The sequence below is a fragment of the Caulobacter sp. UNC279MFTsu5.1 genome (assembly GCF_900114015.1).
Lineage (GTDB): Bacteria > Pseudomonadota > Alphaproteobacteria > Caulobacterales > Caulobacteraceae > Caulobacter.
On sequence record NZ_FORN01000029.1, the window covers coordinates 1 to 20,586 of the forward strand.

Below are 20,586 nucleotides of genomic sequence, written 5' to 3' on the forward strand. Positions count from 1 at the left end.
GCCACCGGCGTCGGGCCCAGGGCGGGCTGGCGCACCTCGACGACGCCGCGACGGACGGTCACCCGCACGGTCTTGTCATAGTGGCGGATGTTGAACTCGGTGCCCACGACGCGGACCTGCTGGTCGCCCACCGAGATCAGGAAGGGGCGGTTCGGATCCTTGGCGACGTCGAAGGTCGCCTGGGCGTCGTCCATCTGAATGCGCCGCGCGCGCCAACCCAGCTGGACCTTCAGGATCGAGGCCGCGTCCATTCGGATGTGCGTGCCATCGGCCAGCGCGACCTCACGGGTCTCGCCAAGGCGCGTCAGAACCTGGAGACCGGTCCTGTTGAAAGTGATGATGCTGGACGACGGCGCCATGCGCGGCAGGGGTGTTCGGTTCCCGCGGCCCTGAGCGGTATCGGCAATTTTCGCCGTGCGCTCAGTCCTGCAGCGACCGCTGCCCCGATCGTTCATAATCGCGTCGTGCGCTCGTGGCGAGGCCGCAACCAAGCAGCTCATCCGATGGTTGGGGAGCGGCCTGAGGCCAGCTCGATGGCCATGGCGCTTCCGATCCGATTTCACCCGCCCACCAACCCGTGGGGCGGTCATTTTGACCAGCTTGTCGCGGCGCAAAATACTTGAGCTGTATCAATGTGGCGTCGCGCTGGAGAGGGACAGTAGAGCGTGATGAAATCCGAAAAGCGCCGAGCGCCTGCAACAAGCAGACGTTCTCTCTCGGCGGCGTCGGTTATCCGAAGGATGAAGCCGATGGATCGGCTTAAGAACAAGGTCGCGATCGTTACGGGCGCGGCGCTCGGGCTTGGCGGAGCCACCGCGCTGCGAATGGCGGAGGAAGGCGCTTCGATCGCTATCTTCGACGTGCTCGACGACCAGGGCGCCGCGATGGTCGCCGAAATCACGGCCTCAGGCAGGGCGGCGCGCTACTGGCGGTGCGACGTCAGCAACGAAACCCAAGTGGCGCAGGCGATCAACGAGGTGGCCGAGTACTTCGGCCGCATCGATGTGCTGGTGAACAATGCCGGCGTAGCGGGAGCCAACAAGCCGACGCATGAGGTGACCGAAGCCGAATGGGACTGGGTCCAGGCCATCAATGTCAAGGGCGTGTTCTTCTGCACCAAGCACGCCATTCCGCATTTGCGACGCGCGGGCGGTGGCAGCATCATCAACCTGTCGTCCATCTATGGACTGGTGGGAGCGCCGGATGTCCCCGCATACCACGCGTCGAAAGGCGCTGTTCGGTTGATGAGCAAGACCGATGCGCTCATCTACGCCGGCGATCGAATTCGCGTGAACTCCATCCACCCCGGTTTCATCTGGACGCCGATGGTCGAGCATCACCTGAGCGCTCAGGGCGATCTGGAGACGGGCCGCAAGGCCGCCGATGCGCTTCATCCGCTCGGACATATGGGAGAAGCCGACGATATCGCCTGGGGAGCTGTGTATCTGGCGTCCGACGAAGCCAAGTTCGTGACCGGTTCGGAGCTGGTCATCGACGGCGGATATACGGCCCGCTGAGGTCAGGCCCGCATGTCGGACCCTGACGGTCGACGACGGCGAGAGAACGATCCGGAAGCGGCGGAGGATGGTCGGGGCTCCATGCCGGGTTGCGGCCAGCCCCTCGCGGCGCATTCTGGACAGGTGTCGCGAGGCCTCGGAACAGTGGAAGAGGATCGGGTATGGCGGTGGAGCCCTTCGAGCGGCTTGGGTTGGCCTTGGCCATCGGCTTCCTGATCGGCATCGAGCGGGGCTGGCGGGCGCGCGACGTCACCGAAGGGGGCCGCGCCGCGGGTTTACGCACCTACGCCCTGTCGGGCCTGCTCGGCGGGGTCGCTGGGATGCTGAGCCAGACCCTGGGCGGCTGGGCCATGTCCACGCTCGGCCTATCCTTCGCGACGGCCTTCATCCTCTTCAAGCAGCGAGAACAACGCGACGACAACGACTACTCGGCCACCGCCGTCGTCGCCGGCCTGCTGACCTTCGGGCTCGGGGCGTTGGCGGTGCTCGGCGACGAGCGGGTCGCCGCCGCCGCGGCCGTGGCGGTCGCTGCCCTGCTGGCGGGCAAGGAGGTGCTGCACACCTGGCTCAAGCGTCTGACCTGGCCCGAACTCCGAGACGCGCTGGTTCTGCTGGCCATGACCTTCGTGGCCCTGCCGCTTCTGCCAAACCGCCCCTTTGGACCCTATGGCTTGGTCAATTTCGCCGAACTTTGGGTGCTGACCATCGCCATGGCGGCGATTTCCTTTGTCGCCTACGCCGCGATCAAGGTGTGGGGACCGGCGCGCGGCGCCTTGCTGGCCAGCGCGGCCGGCGCGCTGATCTCCTCGACGGCGGTGACCTTCTATCTGGCGCGACTGCAGAAGGAGGTCTCCAAACCCCTCGCCCTGGCGGGCGCGGCCCTGGTGGCCGGCGCCATCATGGCGGTCCGGCTGGGCGCCATCACCTTGGCGCTCTGGCCGCCGTTGTTCTGGTCGCTGTCGGCGCCGCTTGGCGTGTTCGCCGCCCTGTCGACGGTCCTTGGCCTGGGGGCGACCGTCTTCGCGTCGAGCGGCGACGCATCGTCGTCGCCGTCTCCGGCCAAGAGCCCCTTTGAGCTGGCCCTGGTGCTGAAGTTCGCCCTGGTGCTCGGCGTCATCATGGCGGCGTCAAGGGTCGCAGCCGGTCTCTACGGTCCTTCCGGCCTTCTACCGGTGGCGGCGCTCGGCGGCCTGGTCGACGCCGATGCGGTCACCCTGGCGGCCGCCCGCATGACGGCGGGGGGCATGGCCATCGGCGTCGCCGGCCAGGCGGTGCTGCTGGCGGCCGTGGTCGACAGCTTTTCGAAGATGGTCATCGCCTGCGTCGTGGGCGGTTGGCGCTTTGGCGGTCTCTATTCGACGGGAACCCTGCTGGCGCTGGGCGCCGCGGCCGGCGTCTGGAGATGGGCCTAGCGCATCCTGTCGCGACCGGCCGGCCCCATCGCGTCGTCTTGCGGCTGAGCCCGAAATTGAAGCGGATCAAGAGTGATCGCGCCATGGCGCTGGAAGCTTCCCTCGGGGGGCGGGAAGGCGGCGACGTTTTGGAGGCGGCGGGTGTTTGATGATGGACTGGATGGTCCTGGCCTGAGCGGGATGCGGTCCCAGGAGCAGTTGGCCGCGCACAAAGTGATCGAGATCAATCCCCGGGCGACGACAAGGCGGAAGAATGATCCGCGCGTCAGGCGCATGCCTTCGTCCTGATGGAGATCCATCCATGACTGCTCAAGACAAATCCTTGCTGCCGGCCTTCACCCAGCAAGCCACCCAGACTCTGGGCTCCAAGGTCGGCGCCTGACATGCTGGCGATGGTCCTGGAGGGCGGCCACCTGACGCCCGCCCTCCGTCACGCGCCAAGGCCCGGCCCAGGCGAGGTTCTGCTTCGCGTGCGCACCTGCGGCGTCTGCCGCACGGATCTTCATCTTCTGGACGGCGACCTTCCCACGCCGGACGGCGTCATTCCGGGACATGAGATCGTCGGCGTCGTGGAGGCGCTCGGGCAGGGCGTCACGAGCCTGGCTCTAGGTCAGCGCGTTGGTGTCCCGTGGCTTGGCGGCGCCTGTGGGCGTTGCCGATTCTGTCGCCAGGGCGCGGAAAACCTCTGCGATCACGCCCAGTTCACAGGCTGGACGCGCGATGGCGGCTACGCGGAAATGACGGTCGCCGATGCGCGCTTCTGCTCGGTCCTGCCCGATGGTCTCGGCGATCTCGAAGCCGCGCCGTTGCTCTGCGCCGGTCTGATCGGTTTTCGCGCCTGGCGCAAGGCGATGGAGGGGCGAGTCGTCGATCGGCTGGGCCTCTATGGCTTTGGCGCCGCCGCCCATCTCCTGGCCCAACTGGCGATCGCCGAGGGGCAGAAGGTCTACGCCTTCACCAAGCCCGGCGACCTAGCCGCGCAGGACCTCGCGCTCGACCTGGGCTGCCTGTGGGCAGGGGCGTCGGACGCGGCGCCGCCCGAACCGCTGGACGCCGCCATCCTGTTCGCGCCGGTCGGCGCGCTCGTGCCGCTCGCCTTGCGGGCGGTCCGCAAGGGCGGCGCCGTGGTGTGCGCGGGAATCCATATGAGCCAGATCCCCGCCCTGGACTACGCCGACCTGTGGGGCGAGCGAACCCTGGTCTCCGTGGCCAACCTCACCCGCGCCGACGCCCAGGACTATCTGCCGCGCGCCGCCGCCGCCGGCGTACGGCCCCACCTCAGAATCTACGGTCTTCGACAGGCCGGCCAAGCGCTCGCCGACTTGCGTGGCGGAGCCTTCACAGGGGCGGCGGTGCTGCAGATCAATCCGCCGCCATAGACAGGCCGGTGGATGACATCCGCCCGCGCGTTGATCGCGACCAACCTAGAACCGGTCACCGCAATGCGAACATGGCGACCACGGCAACGGCCATGACCGCAGTCGCCAGCCAGCCGAAGATGCGCTGTCCTAGCGTCGCTACGAACTGTCCCATCTCATGGCGGCGAGACGCCACCACCATCATCGCCGCCATGATCGGCACGGCGATCACACCGTTTAGCACCGCGCTCCAGAACAGGGCCTTGATCGGGTCCAGGGGCGAATAGTCCACGGCGAGTCCCAGGATCGTGGCGAGGCCAATCACGCTGTAAAAGCCCACGGCCTCGCGCGCCGGGTGTTCAAGTCCGATTTTCCAGCCTTGAGATTCGCTGATCGCATAGGCCGCCGATGCGGCCAGGATGGGCGCCGCGAGCAGGCCCGTGCCGATGATGCCCAGGCTGAACAGCAGGAAGGCCAGCGTCCCCGCGATGGGTTTCAGCGCCTGGGCGGCCTCGGCGGAGGTCTGGATATCGGTCACGCCGGCCGAATTTAGGGTGACGGCCGTCGTCAGGATGATGAAGAAGGCGATCAGGTGGGCGAAGCCCATGCCGACATAGGTGTCCCAGCGGATGCGGCTGAGCTGCTCTGGGGCCTGTTCCGGGTGGGCCAGCAATGGGCCGGTCGTCGGGTCGGCCTCCTCGTCCTCCACCTCTTCGGAGGCCTGCCAGAAGAACAGGTAGGGGCTGATGGTCGTGCCGAAGATGGCAACGACCATGGTGACGGTCGCCCCTGTGAACGCCAACTGCGGAACCACCGTACGAAGAGCGACCTGGCTCCAATCGATATGCACGGTGAAGACCACGCCGACATATGCGAACAGCGCGAGCGTCAGCCACTTCAGGTAGCGGACATAGCGGTGATAGGGGATGAGGATTTGCAGCGCCAGGGAGAGCGCCGCGAAGAGCACGGTGAACGTGTGCTGGCCCCAGCCCAACACCAGTTTCGCCGCCGAACCCATTGCCGCAAGGTCGGCGCCGATGTTCACGACGTTGGCGATGAACAGCAACCCCACGAGGACCGTGACGATCGGACGGGGGAACACGCGGCCCAGATTCGCCGCCAGCCCACGGCCAGTCACCCGCCCGATACGGGCGCTGATCATCTGGATCGCGGACAGCAGCGGATAGCTGAACGGCACGGTCCAGAGCATCTGCAAACCCATTTGGGCGCCGGCCTGGGAGTAGGTGGCTATGCCGCCCGGGTCATCGTCCGCCGCCCCGGTGATCAGGCCCGGTCCCAGCCGCTGGAAGAGCGCGGCCCGCCGAAGCCGGTGCACATTGGGATGTAGGGAGGGAGGCCGAACGAAGTGATCGGCGGCTGGTTGCACCTTGGCTTCGGCGCGATCGTTCATGGACAGCTCCCGCCGACGGTGGGCGCCGAAGAACCAAATTCGACCCGTGGGCGACCTTCAGAGGGTTTGCTCTGGAGAGAAACGGCCTCAAGCGGTCGCCTCGCAGGCTCTGGCGAACTCGAGCAGAAGGCGCGCCGATGGAGCCGCCCCTGGTCGAGGGCCGCCAATTGACAGGACGGCGCGCCGGTCTGCCGGTTGTTGTCGAACGGAATCATGCTGAACGTCACGCCAGGGGCCTACTCAAAGAGTTCGTCCAGACGCGTGCGAACTTGCTCCAGCACGTTGGCGACGGACTCGGCGGTAATGTTGGAGACGATCGAGCCGAAGTGCTTGTGGTCGACGACTCGCAAGCCGCAGACCCCCGACAGGTGCAGGTCGAAGACCGTCATCAGGGCCTGCAAGGCCCCGGTGGTGTTCACCCAGTCCTCGGGCGCCCCGGAGGTCGAAAAGCTGAGCAGGGTCTTGTCGTCGAGCAGCGATTCCGTGCCGCTCGGACCTGGCGCATAGCCGAAGCTCATGCTGAACACCCGATCGACATAGCCCTTGAGGATGGCGGGCGGCGCATTGAACCAGAAGGGATAGACGAAGATGAAGCTGTCGGACTCGCCGAGCAGCTGCCGTTCGGCGACGACGTCCGCGGCCGGATGCGCGCCCGACGGCGACGGCAGTTCCTCGGCCTTGAGGCGGGGGTCGAAATCCAGCGCATAGAGGTCACGCAGGACCACGGTGTGGTTGGTGGCGCGCAGGTGCTCGACACAGGTCCGGGCGATGGCCGCGCAGACGCTGGTGGGCTTGGGGTGAGCGAGGATGACGGCGTGTTTCATGGGGGCGGCTCCCAAACAGCGACATGCTGACCAAGGGAGACTAGTTGCCGGGGCGGCCGCCAAATTGATCCAGATCAGGGAACCGGATGCAGCCTGGCCGATCCTGTCGGCTTCAGGAGGCGACGATGATCACGGACGAACGAACCTTGGTGGTGGCGGCCGACGGCGGTCGGGCTCGGCTCTTCGAGGAGCCGCGCCGCGGCGGGTCCCTGACCGAACATCCCGAATGGCTGGCCGGCCTGGAGCCTAGGGTCTTTCCGCATCCCGGTTCCGGCGCGGTCCATGATCGGATGGGCCATGCGATCCACGGCGTCGCCACGATCACCGCCGCCGACAAGAGCGCCCGTGATTTCCTGACCCGGCTCGGCGCGCGGCTGGCCCACCTCGTCGACGAACACCGTTTCGACCATTTGATCGTCTTCGCGCCGCCTCGCGCCCTGGGCATGCTGCGCGAGGCGCTGCCAACAGCCCTGCGCCGACGGTTGGCGCTCGATCAGGCCCATGATCGGGTCGATGCGGACGCCGAGGCCCTGCGCGAGGCCGTGCGCGGGCTGCGGCGCAGCGCGCCGTGAGCCGGCCTGTCATCTTTCCAATTTGCTCGCCGGTTCGCGCCGCGTCCGATCGGACCTATCCCCGCGAGAGTCCATCATGACCCCGATCCTGTCCTTCCACGGCGCCGCCGGCTGCGTCACCGGCTCGTGCGCACGCCTGCAGACACAGGACGCCACCATCCTGGTCGATTGCGGCATGTTCCAGGGATCAAAGACCCTCAAGGCGCTGAACTATGGCCAGTTTCCCTTCGATCCGAGTCAGGTCGACGCTGTTCTGCTTACCCATGCCCATGTCGACCATTGCGGCCTGCTTCCCAAGCTGATGCTCGCGGGCTTCGAGGGGCCGATCTATGCGACGGCGGCGACGCGCGACCTTTGCGCGGTGATGCTCGCCGACGCGGGCGGCATCCAGGAAGGGGAGGTGGCGGCGCTCAATCGGCGCAACCAGAGACGGGGCCTGGCGCCCGTCGAACCGATCTACACCGCGGCCGACGCAGCCCGGGTCATGAAACAGTTTCGGAAGATCAAGCTGGGCGAGCCGGTGACGGTCGCCCCCGGAATCTCGGCGGTCTATTGGGAGGCCGGCCACATCCTGGGCTCGGCCTCCATCGAGGTCATTGTCGGCGTCGCCGGCGCCGAGAAGCGTCTGTTGTTCTCCGGGGACCTCGGCTCTGGCGGGAGCGATTTCGTCGCCGACCCGCAAGGTCCCAAGGGCGTCGACCATCTGATCCTCGAATCCACCTACGGCGACCGGGAACGCGTGGCCGCCAGCGGCGTCGCCCGCCGCGCGGTCTTGGCCGAGGAGCTCAAGGCGGCCCACGCCGCGGGCGGGCCGCTGCTCATCCCCGCCTTCGCGCTGGAACGCAGCCAGGAGCTCCTGGTCGACCTGCTGCAGTTGATGGAAGACGGGGACGCGCCGCGCGGCGACATCTTCCTCGACTCGCCGCTGGCCATTGAAGCGTCCAAGGTGTTCCTTGAGCGAGGCTGGAATCCCGCCCTCCAGCGAAACCCGTTCGAGCCGGTCCAGCCCTCCGAGCACCTGCGCTTCCTGGCCAAGCCCTGGGACAGCGACGGCTTGGAGCGTCTCTCCGGCTGGCATGTGATCCTGGCCGCCAGCGGCATGTGCGACGCGGGCCGGGTGCGCAAACACCTCAAGCGGCTGCTGTGGCGCAAGGAAGCGACCGTGCTGCTCTGTGGTTTCCAGGCGGCCGGCACGCTGGGACGGCTGCTCGCTGACGGCGCGCCGCGGGTCAGCATCCAGGGCGACGAGGTTCGGGTTCGCGCGCGGGTGCGCAAGCTCGACGCCTATTCGGCTCATGCCGACGCGGCGGGCTTGACGCGCTGGGCGCTCGATCGTGCTCCGGTCAGCGGTTCAATTCTGCTGGCCCACGGGGAGCCGGACGCCGCCGCCGGACTGCGCGATCGGCTGATCGCCGCTGGCTTCGACGCCGGCTCCGTCTTGATCCCGGACCTGGACGACGCCTTCGACCTCACCGAGGGGGCCGCGACGCCCAGGCGGCCGTCGCCCGTCCGGCTGCCGCCCCACGCCGCGGCCAAGCTCGACTGGCATAATCACCGGGTCGCCTTTCAGATGGCGCTCAACGCCGCCCTCGAAGGGGCTGGGGACGACGCCGCCCGCGAGGCGCTGCTGCGCCGCCTGAGCGCCGTTGTCGGTGGACAGCTCGGTGACGGGAAGCCTCGGTCAATCCCGGACGCGGGACAGGATCCGTTCGAGTGAACTTGACCCAGGTCAAGACGCGTCGCCGCGAGAGGGCGCGTTGTGGGGGTGTCATCCACCCCGCTTTTTTCAAGGAAAGACAATGTCAGCTCGCAAGATGAAGACACTCGCCCGCGACGGCCGTGACGCTTTTGACAACGTCACCGATCACCTCAAGACCATGGTCGACCACCTGGGGCAGGACGCCAGCGACGCGGTTTCCGTGAGCGCGGTGGCGCTGGGCCATTCGGCCATTGAACTCGTCGGCGATGTCCAGGCCAAGCTCGATCGCCTCGAGACCGCGACGGAGCGACAAATCCGGCGCCATCCCAGTGAAGCCGTGGCCGCCGCCGCGGCCGCTGCGGCTCTGGTCGCCGCGGCGGCCGCTAGCCTCATCACCTATGCCGTGACCCATCGTTCCCGCGCCGCATAGCCTGGTCGCATCCCATGTCCCGGTGAGGCGGGAACGCCCATGACGGATCGCACCAAGGGCTTGGACGAGGGCGAGGCGACTCGTCGCCTCGCCCTCGTCGGCCCCAATCAGATCGATCCGCCGCGCACGCGTTCGGTGGCGCAGATCGTTCTGGCGACTATCCGCGAACCGATGTTTGGCCTGCTCCTGGCGGCTTCAGGTCTGTACTTGGCGCTCGGCGATCTGGCCGAAGGCCTGCTGCTGACCCTGGCGGCTGTCGCCACCATCGTCCAAGTCGTGTTCCAGGAAGCGCGCAGCGAACGGGCGCTCCAGGCGCTGCGCGACCTGGCCGAGCCCATGGTGCGACTGGTTCGCGATGGGGTCGAGCGCTCGGCCCCGTCGCGTTCGCTCGTGCCTGGCGACGTCATCCTGGTCGGCGAGGGGCAACGCGTGCCCGCCGATGGCCAGCTGATCGATGGCGAACTGCTGACCATCGACGAGGCCGCGCTCACAGGCGAATCCGTTCCCGTTCAGCGTGCGCCGGGCTTGGCGGGCGACCGGTCCGGCGCGATCTTCGCCGGTACGCTGGTCGTCTCGGGCCAGGCGGTGGCCGAGGTGAGCGCCACGGGCCCCCGAACCGCCATCGGCAAGATCGGCGTGGCCTTGGCGATGCTGGAGACCGCTCCGGCGCCGCTGCAGAAGGCCATCACGCGGCTGGTGGGGTGGCTCGGCTTGGCCGCCGGCCTGTTCTGCCTTCTGGTCATCGTCACATACGGTTTGATGCGCGGCGACTGGCTGGAGGCCGCCTTGGCCGGCATCACGGTTGCGATCGCGATGATCCCCGAAGAGTTTCCCATGGTCTTGGCCGTTTTCCTGGCTCTGGGCGCATGGCGGCTTGGCCGGCACAATGTTCTGGTGCGCCGTGGCGCTGTGATCGAGACCCTCGGCGGGGCCACCGTGCTTTGTGTCGACAAGACCGGAACCCTGACCGAGAACCGAATGAGCGTCGCCGCGCTCTGGGCGCAGGGCGCACGGTGCGCGCCTTCGGCCAAGGACGCTTCCGATCCGCATCCGCTATTGGTCGCCGCGAGCCTGGCCTGCGCCCCGCGGCCGGTCGATCCGATGGACCGCGCGCTCGTCGCCCTGGCGCACCCGCCGGCGGACTCGCGCCTCGAACGGTGTTGGCCGCTGCGGACGGGGCGCATGGCCGTGGTTCAGGCCTGGCGCCGATCTGACCAGAGCCTGCTGCTGGCCGCCAAGGGGGCGCCGGAAGCGATCTTCGCCCTGTGCCGTCTGGCGGCCGAGGAGACCGGGCCCATCCGCGCGGCGCTTGAAGCCTTGGCGGTCGAAGGCCTGCGCGTGCTGGCCGTCGCCGAGGCGGACGGGGGCGGTGACGCGCCGGACGAGCCCGAAGCCGTCAGGTTCGCCTTCCGCGGCTTGGTTGGATTCGTCGACCCGCTGCGAGCCGACGCGGCCGGCGCCGTGCGCGAGGCGCGGGAGGCCGGCGTCAAGGTGATGATGATCACCGGCGACTATCCGGCGACGGCCCTAAACATCGCGCGCCAGGCTGGCCTCGACGTGCGTGCGGGCGTCCTGACCGGCGAGGACATCGCGCGACTCGACCGGGCGGCGCTGCGCGCGCGCTTGGCCGAGGTTCGCGTCTTCGCGCGCGTGCGGCCCGAACAGAAGCTGGCTCTGGTCGAAGCCCTGAAGGCCAGTGGCGAGATCGTCGCCATGACCGGCGACGGCGTCAACGACGCGCCGGCTCTGGAGGCGGCGCATATCGGCATCGCCATGGGACGGCGAGGGACGGACGTGGCCCGTGAAGCCGCCGATCTGATCCTGCTGGACGACAGCCTGGCCTCGATCGTCGGCGGCGTCCGGCTAGGCCGACGGATCTATGACAATCTGCGGCGCGCCCTGACCTATGTCACCGCCATCCACGTGCCGATCGCCGGCCTGGCCCTGGCGCCGGTGCTGCTCGGCGCGCCGCCGATGCTGTTTCCGGTGCAGGTGGTGTTTCTAGAACTGATCATCGATCCGGTGTGCTCCCTGGTCTTCGAAGGCGAACCCAGCGATCGCAATAGTATGAAGCGACCGCCGCGCTCGCCCCGGGCGAGCCTGTTTGGCGCGCGGCAGATCGTCCTTGGGGCCTTGCAGGGGATGGTCATCCTGGCTGCAGTGCTGGCGCTCTATCTGTGGGGCCTGACGTGGATGCCCGCCACCCAGGCGCGGGCCGGCGCCTTCGCGTCGTTGGTGATCGGCAATTTGACCCTGGCCATTACCGACGCCACGGCGAGCGACGGACGCCTGCTGGATGCGCGGCGCTGGATCTTCTGGACGATCGCTGGAGCGGCCGGCGCCATCCTGCTGGCGGTGTTGTTGACGCCGGGTCTGGCGGCGTTGTTTCGCATGGCGACGCCGTCGGCGGGGTTCGCGGCGATCTGCGTCGCCGCGGGCGGCGCGGCGGCCGGCTGGGCCTGGCTGCCGAGGATGATGCGGCGACCTGATCCAGATCAACGCCGTAGGCGCGACGACGGTTGAAATGGCGGTCGAAAGGAGCTTTCCAATGGCTTTCAAGGACATTCTCCTCCAGCTGGACAGCTATCCGGAGCCGACCCCGCTCGCCGTGATCGAGCGCGGCGTCTGGTGGGCGCGGCATCTGCAGGCGACGCTGACAGCCCTGGCCGTCGATATCCAGATCCCCGTTCACAGCAACAAGATCGCCGACTATCTGATCGGGCTGACGGACTTGGCGCGCGCCGAGGAAGCCAAGTCCCATCGCCAGGGGCAGGATGTGCTGGCTCAGGCGGCCGCCAGCGCCCTGCGCGCCGAGGTCGAGTTTCTCGTCCAGACGCATCGCGCTCACCTCTACGACGTCGGCGAACACGTCGCCCGGATGGCGCGGACCCGGGACTTGTGCATCGTGCCGCTCAGCGGGCGGTTCGACGAACAACAGGCCGTCGTCAGGACCGTGGTCTTCGGTTCCGGCCGTCCGACCCTGATCCTGGACGAGACGGCCGTCGAGGCGCGCGCCAGCGGTTGCGCGCGGGTTGTGATCGCCTGGGACGGCGGCGCCGGCGCCGCGCGCGCTCTGGCGGACAGTCTTCCGATCTTGGCCAAGGCCGACGCCGTCACGGTGCTGACCATCAGCGGCGACAAGCCCGGGGTCGACGACCAGACGGGGCAGGATGTCGTGCGCCACCTGCGCAGCCATGGCGTCACCGCCCACGCCAAGACGTTGGCGTCCGACCATAGCTCCGCCGGAGTGGTTATCGAACGCCATGTTCGTCAGGTCGACGCCGATCTCTTGGTGATGGGGGCTTACGGCCATTCGCGGCTTCGCGACTTCGTGCTCGGCGGCGCCACTGAACACCTCCTGCACGCGCCGCCGACCGCGCTCTGGATGGCGCACGCCTGAAGCGGGGCCGCCGACCGCCGCCGTCTTGGGGTCCTCCCACCTCCACGAGGCCCTTGGGCAACGATCCGCGCCGCGACTACGCCTCGGCGGGTTCGAGGCGCCAATCTCGCCGCACGGTGAACTGCTGAATCCGTCCGGGGGGCGATCCATAGTCGATCAACGACACCCATTGCGGCTTGAACCGCAGCAGGGCGACGGCATGGCTGGAGGGATGGGGCTCGAAGCGGGCGAACTCGGGGGTTCCCCAGATCCGACGATTGAGCGCATTGACCCAAAGCGGATCGTCGACCTGGGTCGCCTGGCCGGCGAGCGACAGACCCTGCGGCGGACCGTCGTCGTCGCCGCCGATCGCGATCGAGACGCGAGGGTCGGCGGCGATGTTGGCTCGCTTTTGGCTGTCCTGCGCCACCAGGAAGTAGAGCGTCAGTCCGTCGGCGAGATAGTTCACCATGGTCGCCTGCGGCCAACCGTCGGGGCGCAGCGTCGCCACGCTCATCAGGTGATGACGCGCCAGGATCGCGCTGACCTTGGCCTCGGGAGACCCGGGCGGCTTGGGCTCGGCGGGTGGAAAGACTTGGTCTTGAGCCATGAGGTCCTCCTACGGACTTCGCGCGGCTTGGCCTGAGCGGTTCAGGTCGCGACCAGGTCGGCCAATCGACCGGGCGCGACGACCCGAAACCGCCGGCAGCCGTCCAAGGCCACCAGGCTGTCGGCCTGCAGTTGGGTGATCATCCGCGATACGGTCTCGATGGTCAGGCCCAAATGATCGGCGATGTCCTGGCGGCTCATCGCCAGTTCGTTCCAGGTCGCGCCCTGGCGCTGGGCGACATCCGACAGGAACCCCGCCACCCGTTCATAGGCGCTCTTTCGCGCCAGCAGCATCATGTGGTCGTGGGCCCGGCCCAGTTCCTGGCCGGTGGCGCACCAGATCAGCCGCTCCAGGCGTTCGCCCGCCTCGCCGTAGTGTTTCAGGACCGAGCGCTTGGCCACGAGAATTCGGCTGTCGCACAGGGCTTCGGCCGAGGCGCGGTGCGTGGGGCCAGTTTCCAGGCCAAACAGGTCGCCGGGATAGTAGAAGCCGGCGATCTGCCGGCGCCCATCTCCGAGCAGACGGGAGGCGCGGACCGCGCCGTGCTGGACTTGGTAGACCATGTCGGTTTCCTCGTCCTGGGCGTAAATTTCCTCCCCGTCGACATAGGTCATGGCGACGCCGATCGCGCCGAAGATCTCTACGGGTGAAATCACCTGGGCGGGCGACGTGGCGACGGCGGCGCGATCTCGCAGAAGAGCTGGCATGGACATCGCACGTCTCCCTGAGTGGTAGCTGCAGGGATAGGTGAACGGCGCTTGGCCGCCCATTGGGATGTATACGTAGTCGCGACTCCAGCCGGACGCGGGCTTCCTGTCCTCCGTACAAACCCGGATATCGAGGCGAGAATCCTGCGCCTAGCGTGTCGGCTTCGGACGTCACGGAGGCGACAATGAAGACGGTCCTGCTGCTCGTGCACGATGACGCCGGTCAGGAGGCGCGCCTGCAGGCGGCCCTCGATCTCACTCGAGCCTTGAGCGGGCACTTGCGATGCGTGGACGTGACGCCGATCGCCGACTTCGCCGGCGACGTCGACGGCGCGGCCCAGGCGATGATCCTGGCCGAGGAGCGCAAGACGGAGGCGGCCAACCGGATCGCCGTGGAAACCCGCTTGGCCCATGAGCAAACGCCGTGGGACTGGATCGACGCCACCGGCGACGTGACGCGATGCCTGATGCGCGAGGCCGGTCTGGCCGATCTGATCGTCGTCAACTGCAAGCGCGACCGCCTGCTCGACGTGGAGCCGCGCGGTGTGGTCAGCAATATCGCCACACAGGCCCGTTGCCCGGTGGTCGCGGTTCCCGACCATGTCCGCGGCATCGACGTCACCGGCCCGGTTGTGGTCGCCTGGGACGGTTCGCCGCCGGTGATGGCGACCCTTCGGGCCGGCGCGCCGCTGCTGAAGCTGGCCGCCTCGGTCGAGCTCTTCACGGTGGGCGACCAAGAGGGCGCTCCGGCGGAGGCGGCCGCGACCTATCTGTCGCGTCACGAGATTCACGCCACCATCCGGCGCATTCCGGCCGACGGCGGCAAGCCCGACGCCCAGATCCTCGAAGCGTGCGCCGCCGCGGGCGCCGGCTATTGCCTGATGGGCGCCTACGGCCACGGACGCCTCAGGGAGGAGCTGTTTGGCGGCGTCACGCGACGCATGCTGGACGCGGCGCAACTGCCCTTGCTCTTGGGGCGCTGATGTCCGGCGCGCTCTCAAGCCGGAGCGACCTGATCAGCGGCCCGGCCGTCGATCGATCCTGGCCGGCGCGGATGTCCCCGACCCTCGCCTCGGCGAGCGGCTGGTGCGATCCGGCGTGTTGTCGCCGTCGCGCCAAGAGCGGATGATCGGTGCGAGGGGCGGTCCAGGAGGGAGTTCGATGTCCGGGCCACGCAGGTCGAGCCATGGCGATCACGTCTTGGCGGTAGTGTCCGATCGTTCGGCCGCGGCCCGCTCGGCCCTCGCGGCCTCCTGGGTGCGGTCGTCGACCTGGTATGGGCTTGATCCTGAAAACACCGGCGCGCCTCGCACCCTCGGCGCGAACGAGCTGCGCCAGGCCCGTGAGCGGATCGAGCCGCTGCTGCACGCCGCCCAGGCCAATCTCGACCGCTTGTTCCTGGCCGTCGGTTCAACTGGCTGCTGCGTGTTGTTCACCGACCACCACGGCGTCCCGGTCGACCGGCGCGGCGTGGACTCCGACGATGACACCTTCCATCGTTGGGGACTGTGGACCGGGTCGGTGTGGAGCGAGGAGGCCGAGGGCACCAATGGCATCGGCACCTGCCTGGCCGAGGAACGGCCTCTGACCATCCACCGCGACCAGCACTTTCACGCCCGCAACACCGCCCTGAGCTGCACGGTGGCGCCGATCTATGATCATCAGGGCCGCCTGGCCGCGGCGCTCGACGTTTCGTCCTGCCGGGCGGATCTGACCGAGGGCTTTGTCGGCCTGATCGCCGCGGCGGTGGCCGACGCCGCCCGGCGGATCGAAGCGGAGAACTTTCGCCGGGCCTTTCCCAAGGCGCGCGTGCTGTTCGCCGGCGATCCGGAGCGGGGCGGCGGCCTTCTGGCCGTGGATCGCGATGACCTGGTGGTCGGCGCCACGCGGGCGGCGCGCCTGGCCTACGGTCTGACCGACGCCCGACTGGCCCAACCGTTGCCCGCCGACACCCTGCTGTTTCCCGACGAGGATCGTGGCGAGGATCTGGGCGAATTGGAGCGCTCGGGCCTGCAGCGGGCCCTGGCGCGCACCTCGGGCAATGTCTCGGCCGCCGCCAAGGCGCTGGGCATCAGCCGCGCCACCCTGCATCGCAAGCTGGCTCGCCTGGGCCTGCATCGGCGCGCTTGAGGGCGCTTTCTGTCGCAGACTTGCGGCAGTCGCGGGCGGCCTTCGTTGGCGAGGGGACTGACAACCGGCGACGACAGGCCAATCCTTCCTCGGCGACGCCGAACACGGCGCGATCCGGAGGAAGTCATGACCAAGCCGCAGTTCACGCGCACCGCCAAGCCGCCGTTCAAGACGCGCTACGGCAATTTCATCGGCGGCCGATGGGTCGAGCCCGTCGCGGGTCGCTATTTCGAGAACAGCTCGCCGATCAATGGCCGCGTCCTGTGCGAGGTTCCCCGGTCCGACGCGGCCGACGTGGAGATGGCCCTGGACGCCGCCCACGCCGCGAAGGCCGCCTGGGGCGCGACCAGCGTGACCGAGCGCGCCAATCTGCTCAACCGCATCGCCGAGGTCATGGAGGAAAGCCTGCCGCTGCTGGCGGCCGCCGAGACCTGGGACAACGGCAAGCCGATCCGCGAGACGACGGCCGCCGACCTGCCGCTGGCCATCGACCACTTCCGCTATTTCGCCGGCTGCATCCGGGCGCAGGAAGGCGGTGTTTCCGAGATCGACCACGACACCGTCGCCTATCATTTCCACGAACCGCTGGGCGTGGTCGGCCAGATCATCCCCTGGAACTTTCCGCTGCTGATGGCTTGCTGGAAACTGGCCCCGGCCTTGGCGGCCGGCAATTGCGTGGTGCTCAAACCCGCCGAGCAGACCCCGGCGTCGATCCTCGTCCTGGCCGAGCTGATCGCCGACATTCTGCCGCCTGGCGTGCTCAACATCGTCAACGGCTTTGGCTTGGAGGCCGGCAAGCCCCTGGCCTCCAGCCCACGCATCGCCAAGATCGCCTTCACCGGCGAGACGTCCACGGGCCGGCTGATCATGCAGTACGCCAGCCAGAACCTGATCCCGGTGACCTTGGAGCTGGGCGGCAAGTCGCCGAACATCTTCTTCAAGGACGTGATGGCGGAGGACGACGACTATCTGGACAAGGCCATTGAAGGTCTGGTGATGTTCGCCCTGAACCAGGGGGAGGTCTGCACTTGCCCCAGCCGCGCGCTGATCCATGAAGACATCTACGATGCTTTCATGGCGCGCGCCCTCAAGCGCGTCGAGGCCATAGTCCAAGGCGACCCGCTCGACCCGGCCACGATGATCGGAGCCCAGGCCTCGGGCGAGCAACTGGAGAAGATCCTGCGCTATATCGAGATCGGCCGCCAGGAAGGCGCCGAGCTTCTGACTGGGGGCGGGCGTGCCGACCTGCCGGGCGATCTGGCTGGCGGTTTCTACGTCAAGCCGACCGTGTTCAAGGGCCACAACAGGATGCGGATCTTCCAGGAGGAGATCTTCGGCCCCGTGCTGTCGGTGACCACCTTCAAGACCGACGAGGAAGCCCTGGCGATCGCCAACGACACCCTCTACGGCCTGGGCGCGGGCGTTTGGAGCCGCGACGCCAACCGTTGCTATCGCTTTGGCCGCGCCATTCAGGCGGGCCGGGTCTGGACCAACTGCTACCACGCCTATCCCGCCCACGCCGCGTTCGGCGGCTACAAGTCTTCGGGCATCGGCCGGGAAACCCATCGGATGATGCTCGACCACTACCAGCAGACCAAGAACCTGCTGGTCAGCTACAGCCCCAAGAAACTCGGTTTCTTCTAGTCCCGCTCGTCTTGAGGCGGCGCCGGTCACTCCGACGCCGCCGCTCAATCAGGGGCTCCTCGCTGACGGCTCTGGCGGAGCCGACCTTCCGCGCGGCCTTGGCGAGTCACTGCGGGCGAAGGCGCCGATCGAACCTAAGTGCCGATGCTGGCGTCAATCCGACGTTCGACGATCCGCAGACTGGTGTCGTCCGGGCAAATCCGGGCGGTGAAGCCCATGTCGTGCTCGAGCTGAAGGGCGGCGACATGGTCGGCGCTTTCCAGCGAATGCACGACCTTGATGCCGCGGGCGCGCGCATAGGCCAGGACGTGGTCGAGCAGGGTCCAGCCCAGGCCATGGCCTTTAAGGTCGCTGCGCACGGTGACGGCGACCTCGGCGCGCTCGGGATCGGCGCCCGAGGCCAGCATGGCGGTGGCGATGACCGTCTGGCGATCGGCGTCGAAGGCCAGGAAGGTCATGGTGCGGCGGTAGTCGACCTGGGTCATCAACGCCAGTCGCTCGGCGTCAACCGTGCGCAGGGGCGACAGAAACCGCAGTCGCAGGTCCTCGGCGTCGAGCCGCGCGAAAAAGGCCGCTACGGCCGGGGTGTCGTCGGGACGCACCGGTCGGACATGGAAGGCCAGGCCGCTTCGGGTCCGCAGATCGGCGGCCCATTCCGTGGGCACGGGCTGGATGACCAGGCGCGACCTGGGGTCAGCATCCTGGGTGATGACAATGCGGGCGTCGAGCGCCAGGACACCGTAGGCGTCGACGCGCAAGGGGTTGATGTCCAGCTCCACGATGTCGGGCAGGTCGACGGCGATCGCCGAGAGCGCTTCCAGGGCGGCGGCCACCCCGGCGATATCGGCCTGGGGTTCGTCGCGATAGCCGGTCAGCAGGCGCGATATCCGGGTCTTGGCGATCATCGCGTGCGCCAGGTCGCCGTCGAGGGGCGGCAGGCCCAGCGCGCGATCCCTGAGCACTTCGACCGCCTTGCCGCCAGCCCCGACCATCAGCACCGGACCGAAGGTGGCGTCTTGGGCGAGGCCGACGATAAGTTCGTGGGCGCGCCGCAGGGGGATCATGGTTTCCACCGCGAACCCGGCGAACACGGCGTCAGGGCAGGTATTGGCGATGCGGGCGGCCATGGCCGCGGCGGCCGCGCCGGCGGCCTCGGCGTTCGGGAGATCGAGGGCGACGCCGCCGACGTCGGACTTATGACTGATCTGCGGCGAGACGATCTTGACGGCGTAGGGCGGGGTGAGCTCAGCGCAGAGCCTGGCGACGTCCTGGGCCGTGGCCGCCAATCGGGTCGGGACGGTGGCGACGCCATAGGCGTTCAGCAAGGCCTTGGCCTCGACCTCGTTGAGCAGGGTGCGGCCCTGCGACCTTGCGGTTCGGATCAAGTCCAGAGCCGCGGCGCGGTCGCCGACTCGTGCATCGTGGCGGGCCGGTGCGGCCATCAGGTTGGCCTTGGCGCGACGAGCGGCGAGGAGATGGCCGAAAGCTCGCGCGGCGGCGTCCGGCGCGCCGAACATCGGCACGCCGGACGCGCTGAGGATCGGTCCGGCGGCGTCCTGGTTGGCGTCGCCCAACCAGCAGGCGATCACCGGCTTGTGTAGGCCGCGTCCGCGGGCGGCCACGATGCTGGCGGCCACCCCCCGGGCGATGTCGCCCGGCTTGGACAAGGCGGTGGGACAGTTCATGACCAGGACCGCGTCGACCCCGGCGTCCGCCAGCACCGCGTCGAGCGCCAGGCGATAGCGCTCGGCCGGGGCGTCGCCCATCAAGTCCACCGGATCGCCATGTGACCAGCCGGCGGGGAGGACGGCGTTCAGGCGGTCCAAGGTCTGCGGCCCGAGTTCGGCCAGGACGCCGCCGCTCGACGCCACGGCGTCCAGGGCCAGGATTCCGGCTCCGCCGCCATTGGTGACGATGGCCAGGCGTTCGCCCGCCAAGCTCCGACCGGCGCGCAGCACCGCGGCGGCGTCGAAGAGGTCGGTCAGGGTCTCGACCTGGACGACGCCCGCCCGTTCGAAGGCGCAGGCGTGGACATCGTAGGCGCCGGCCAGGGCGCCGGTGTGGGAGCGGACGGCCTTGCCGCTGGCGGCGTTGCGCCCGGCCTTCAAGGCGATCACCGGCTTGATCCGCGCGGCGGCGCGAGCCGCCGACATGAACTTGGCCGCGTCGGTGACGCCCTCGACATAGAGCAGGATGGCGTCGGTGTGGGGATCGGCGGCGAAGAGGTCGATCAGGTCGCCCAGATCGACCTCGGCCATGTCGCCCACCGAGACGATCCCTGAAAAGCCAAGCTGGCGGGTATTGGCCCAATCGATCACGCCGCTCACCAGGGCGCCGCTCTGGGAGATCAGGGCCAGGCCCCCGGGGCCGGGCGCGCCGCGGGCGAAGGAAGCGTTGAGCCGGGCGCGGGGCGCCAGCAGGCCCAGGCCATTGGGTCCGATGATCCGCAGGCCAGAGGGCCTGGCGGCGTCCAGCATGGCCCGGCGCAGGCCATTGGCCTCGGTCAGGCCCGCCGAGAGGATCACGGCGACCTTGGTCCCGGCCGCGCCGAGATCGGCGACCACCTGGGGAACGGCGGCGGCCGGGACGGCCACCACGGCCAGTTCGGGCGGCTTGGGCAAATCGGCGATGGTCGCCGACCACGTCGTGCCGGCCACCGACAGCGGGCGCGGATTGACCAGGTAGACCGGACCGGCGAAGCCGCCGGACAACAGGTTTTCGACGACCACCTGGCCCACGGAGCCCGGACGATCGGAGCCGCCGATCACCGCCACCGAGGTCGGGGAGAGCAGGGGAGCAAGATTGTACAGCGACATGGCGGCCTCAGCTGTCGGGACCCGTCATGGCGGGCGGTCAGCGCCAAATGACCCGTCACGCCCCTTCCGCGCCATTC

Annotated in this window: 17 protein-coding genes; 11 read left to right on the plus strand and 6 right to left on the minus strand. The window is 68.5% G+C overall.

Annotated elements, in window-relative coordinates; all coding sequences use genetic code 11:
• Window positions 1–359, minus strand: a 359-nt coding sequence (locus tag BM066_RS15990; protein ID WP_255367621.1) for a FecR family protein, incomplete at its 3' end; no start/stop codon positions are given.
• A gap of 390 nt (window positions 360–749) precedes the next feature.
• Between BM066_RS15990 and BM066_RS15995 the strand changes: the two genes are divergently transcribed.
• The 3 genes from BM066_RS15995 (at window position 750) to BM066_RS16005 (ending at window position 4,308) form a co-directional block, all read left to right on the plus strand.
• Window positions 750–1,517 carry an SDR family NAD(P)-dependent oxidoreductase gene (locus tag BM066_RS15995; RefSeq protein WP_026176377.1) on the plus strand — a complete coding sequence of 256 codons (768 nt, stop codon included), beginning with the start codon at window positions 750–752 and terminating at the stop codon, window positions 1,515–1,517.
• Window positions 1,518–1,678: 161 nt separating this feature from the next.
• Window positions 1,679–2,929: an MgtC/SapB family protein gene (locus tag BM066_RS16000; RefSeq protein ID WP_089929537.1), complete on the plus strand. Its 1,251-nt coding sequence runs from the start codon at window positions 1,679–1,681 to the stop codon at window positions 2,927–2,929.
• A 383-nt stretch (window positions 2,930–3,312) separates the two neighbouring features.
• Window positions 3,313–4,308: a zinc-dependent alcohol dehydrogenase family protein gene (locus tag BM066_RS16005; RefSeq protein WP_018061228.1), complete on the plus strand. Its 996-nt coding sequence runs from the start codon at window positions 3,313–3,315 to the stop codon at window positions 4,306–4,308.
• Window positions 4,309–4,363: 55 nt separating this feature from the next.
• Here BM066_RS16005 and BM066_RS16010 read toward each other — a convergent pair whose 3' ends face one another.
• Together BM066_RS16010 and BM066_RS16015 are read right to left on the minus strand one after the other, a co-directional pair.
• Window positions 4,364–5,698, minus strand: coding sequence for an NRAMP family divalent metal transporter (locus BM066_RS16010; protein ID WP_018061227.1), 1,335 nt, complete (start codon window positions 5,696–5,698; stop codon window positions 4,364–4,366).
• A gap of 236 nt (window positions 5,699–5,934) precedes the next feature.
• Window positions 5,935–6,522: an NAD(P)H-dependent oxidoreductase gene (locus BM066_RS16015; RefSeq protein WP_089929539.1), complete on the minus strand. Its 588-nt coding sequence runs from the start codon at window positions 6,520–6,522 to the stop codon at window positions 5,935–5,937.
• Between the two features lie 125 nt (window positions 6,523–6,647).
• Between BM066_RS16015 and BM066_RS16020 the strand changes: the two genes are divergently transcribed.
• The 5 genes from BM066_RS16020 to BM066_RS16040 all read left to right on the plus strand — a co-directional run bounded on the left by BM066_RS16020 (window position 6,648) and on the right by BM066_RS16040 (window position 12,623).
• Window positions 6,648–7,094 carry a host attachment protein gene (locus BM066_RS16020; RefSeq protein WP_089929541.1) on the plus strand — a complete coding sequence of 149 codons (447 nt, stop codon included), beginning with the start codon at window positions 6,648–6,650 and terminating at the stop codon, window positions 7,092–7,094.
• A 76-nt stretch (window positions 7,095–7,170) separates the two neighbouring features.
• Window positions 7,171–8,811: an MBL fold metallo-hydrolase gene (locus BM066_RS16025; RefSeq protein WP_089929543.1), complete on the plus strand. Its 1,641-nt coding sequence runs from the start codon at window positions 7,171–7,173 to the stop codon at window positions 8,809–8,811.
• An 82-nt stretch (window positions 8,812–8,893) separates the two neighbouring features.
• Entirely contained in the window at window positions 8,894–9,223 is a 330-nt protein-coding gene (locus tag BM066_RS16030; RefSeq protein ID WP_089929545.1) for a hypothetical protein, read from the plus strand.
• A 39-nt stretch (window positions 9,224–9,262) separates the two neighbouring features.
• Window positions 9,263–11,746 (plus strand): cation-translocating P-type ATPase, encoded by a 2,484-nt coding sequence (locus tag BM066_RS16035; protein WP_089929546.1) that lies wholly within the window; start codon window positions 9,263–9,265, stop codon window positions 11,744–11,746.
• A gap of 25 nt (window positions 11,747–11,771) precedes the next feature.
• On the plus strand, window positions 11,772–12,623 hold the full coding sequence (locus tag BM066_RS16040) for a universal stress protein (protein WP_089929548.1): 852 nt from the start codon (window positions 11,772–11,774) through the stop codon (window positions 12,621–12,623).
• Between the two features lie 76 nt (window positions 12,624–12,699).
• On the opposite strand, the gene BM066_RS16045 is transcribed toward BM066_RS16040, so the two are convergent.
• A complete protein-coding gene (locus BM066_RS16045) occupies window positions 12,700–13,212 on the minus strand; it encodes a pyridoxamine 5'-phosphate oxidase family protein (RefSeq protein WP_089929550.1) in 513 nt (170 codons plus the stop codon).
• A 41-nt stretch (window positions 13,213–13,253) separates the two neighbouring features.
• The gene (locus BM066_RS16050; protein ID WP_089929552.1) at window positions 13,254–13,925 is read right to left on the minus strand and encodes a helix-turn-helix domain-containing protein; all 672 of its coding nucleotides are present in this window, start codon (window positions 13,923–13,925) and stop codon (window positions 13,254–13,256) included.
• A 179-nt stretch (window positions 13,926–14,104) separates the two neighbouring features.
• Between BM066_RS16050 and BM066_RS16055 the strand changes: the two genes are divergently transcribed.
• The 3 genes from BM066_RS16055 to adh all read left to right on the plus strand — a co-directional run bounded on the left by BM066_RS16055 (window position 14,105) and on the right by adh (window position 17,693).
• On the plus strand, window positions 14,105–14,902 hold the full coding sequence (locus tag BM066_RS16055) for a universal stress protein (RefSeq protein ID WP_089929554.1): 798 nt from the start codon (window positions 14,105–14,107) through the stop codon (window positions 14,900–14,902).
• Window positions 14,903–15,128: 226 nt separating this feature from the next.
• Window positions 15,129–16,049, plus strand: a complete 921-nt coding sequence (locus BM066_RS16060) for a GAF domain-containing protein (protein WP_369823249.1) — start codon at window positions 15,129–15,131, stop codon at window positions 16,047–16,049.
• Between the two features lie 126 nt (window positions 16,050–16,175).
• The gene (gene adh / locus BM066_RS16065; protein ID WP_089929558.1) at window positions 16,176–17,693 is read left to right on the plus strand and encodes an aldehyde dehydrogenase; all 1,518 of its coding nucleotides are present in this window, start codon (window positions 16,176–16,178) and stop codon (window positions 17,691–17,693) included.
• Between the two features lie 134 nt (window positions 17,694–17,827).
• On the opposite strand, the gene BM066_RS16070 is transcribed toward adh, so the two are convergent.
• A complete protein-coding gene (locus tag BM066_RS16070; RefSeq protein ID WP_089929560.1) occupies window positions 17,828–20,509 on the minus strand; it encodes a bifunctional acetate--CoA ligase family protein/GNAT family N-acetyltransferase in 2,682 nt (893 codons plus the stop codon).
• Window positions 20,510–20,586: the final 77 nt, after the last annotated feature.

Bases quoted from the DNA above. Each gene is read 5' to 3' on its own strand.
- BM066_RS16025 (WP_089929543.1), top strand. From the start codon at position 7,171: ATGACCCCGATCCTGTCCTTCCACGGCGCCGCCGGCTGCGTCACCGGC.
- BM066_RS16010 (WP_018061227.1), bottom strand. From the start codon at position 5,698: ATGAACGATCGCGCCGAAGCCAAGGTGCAACCAGCCGCCGATCACTTC.
- BM066_RS16000 (WP_089929537.1), top strand. From the start codon at position 1,679: ATGGCGGTGGAGCCCTTCGAGCGGCTTGGGTTGGCCTTGGCCATCGGC.
- BM066_RS16015 (WP_089929539.1), bottom strand. From the start codon at position 6,522: ATGAAACACGCCGTCATCCTCGCTCACCCCAAGCCCACCAGCGTCTGC.
- adh (WP_089929558.1), top strand. From the start codon at position 16,176: ATGACCAAGCCGCAGTTCACGCGCACCGCCAAGCCGCCGTTCAAGACG.
- BM066_RS15995 (WP_026176377.1), top strand. From the start codon at position 750: ATGGATCGGCTTAAGAACAAGGTCGCGATCGTTACGGGCGCGGCGCTC.
- BM066_RS16020 (WP_089929541.1), top strand. From the start codon at position 6,648: ATGATCACGGACGAACGAACCTTGGTGGTGGCGGCCGACGGCGGTCGG.
- BM066_RS16045 (WP_089929550.1), bottom strand. From the start codon at position 13,212: ATGGCTCAAGACCAAGTCTTTCCACCCGCCGAGCCCAAGCCGCCCGGG.
- BM066_RS16050 (WP_089929552.1), bottom strand. From the start codon at position 13,925: ATGTCCATGCCAGCTCTTCTGCGAGATCGCGCCGCCGTCGCCACGTCG.
- BM066_RS16040 (WP_089929548.1), top strand. From the start codon at position 11,772: ATGGCTTTCAAGGACATTCTCCTCCAGCTGGACAGCTATCCGGAGCCG.
- BM066_RS16055 (WP_089929554.1), top strand. From the start codon at position 14,105: ATGAAGACGGTCCTGCTGCTCGTGCACGATGACGCCGGTCAGGAGGCG.
- BM066_RS16035 (WP_089929546.1), top strand. From the start codon at position 9,263: ATGACGGATCGCACCAAGGGCTTGGACGAGGGCGAGGCGACTCGTCGC.
- BM066_RS16030 (WP_089929545.1), top strand. From the start codon at position 8,894: ATGTCAGCTCGCAAGATGAAGACACTCGCCCGCGACGGCCGTGACGCT.
- BM066_RS16005 (WP_018061228.1), top strand. From the start codon at position 3,313: ATGCTGGCGATGGTCCTGGAGGGCGGCCACCTGACGCCCGCCCTCCGT.
- BM066_RS16070 (WP_089929560.1), bottom strand. From the start codon at position 20,509: ATGTCGCTGTACAATCTTGCTCCCCTGCTCTCCCCGACCTCGGTGGCG.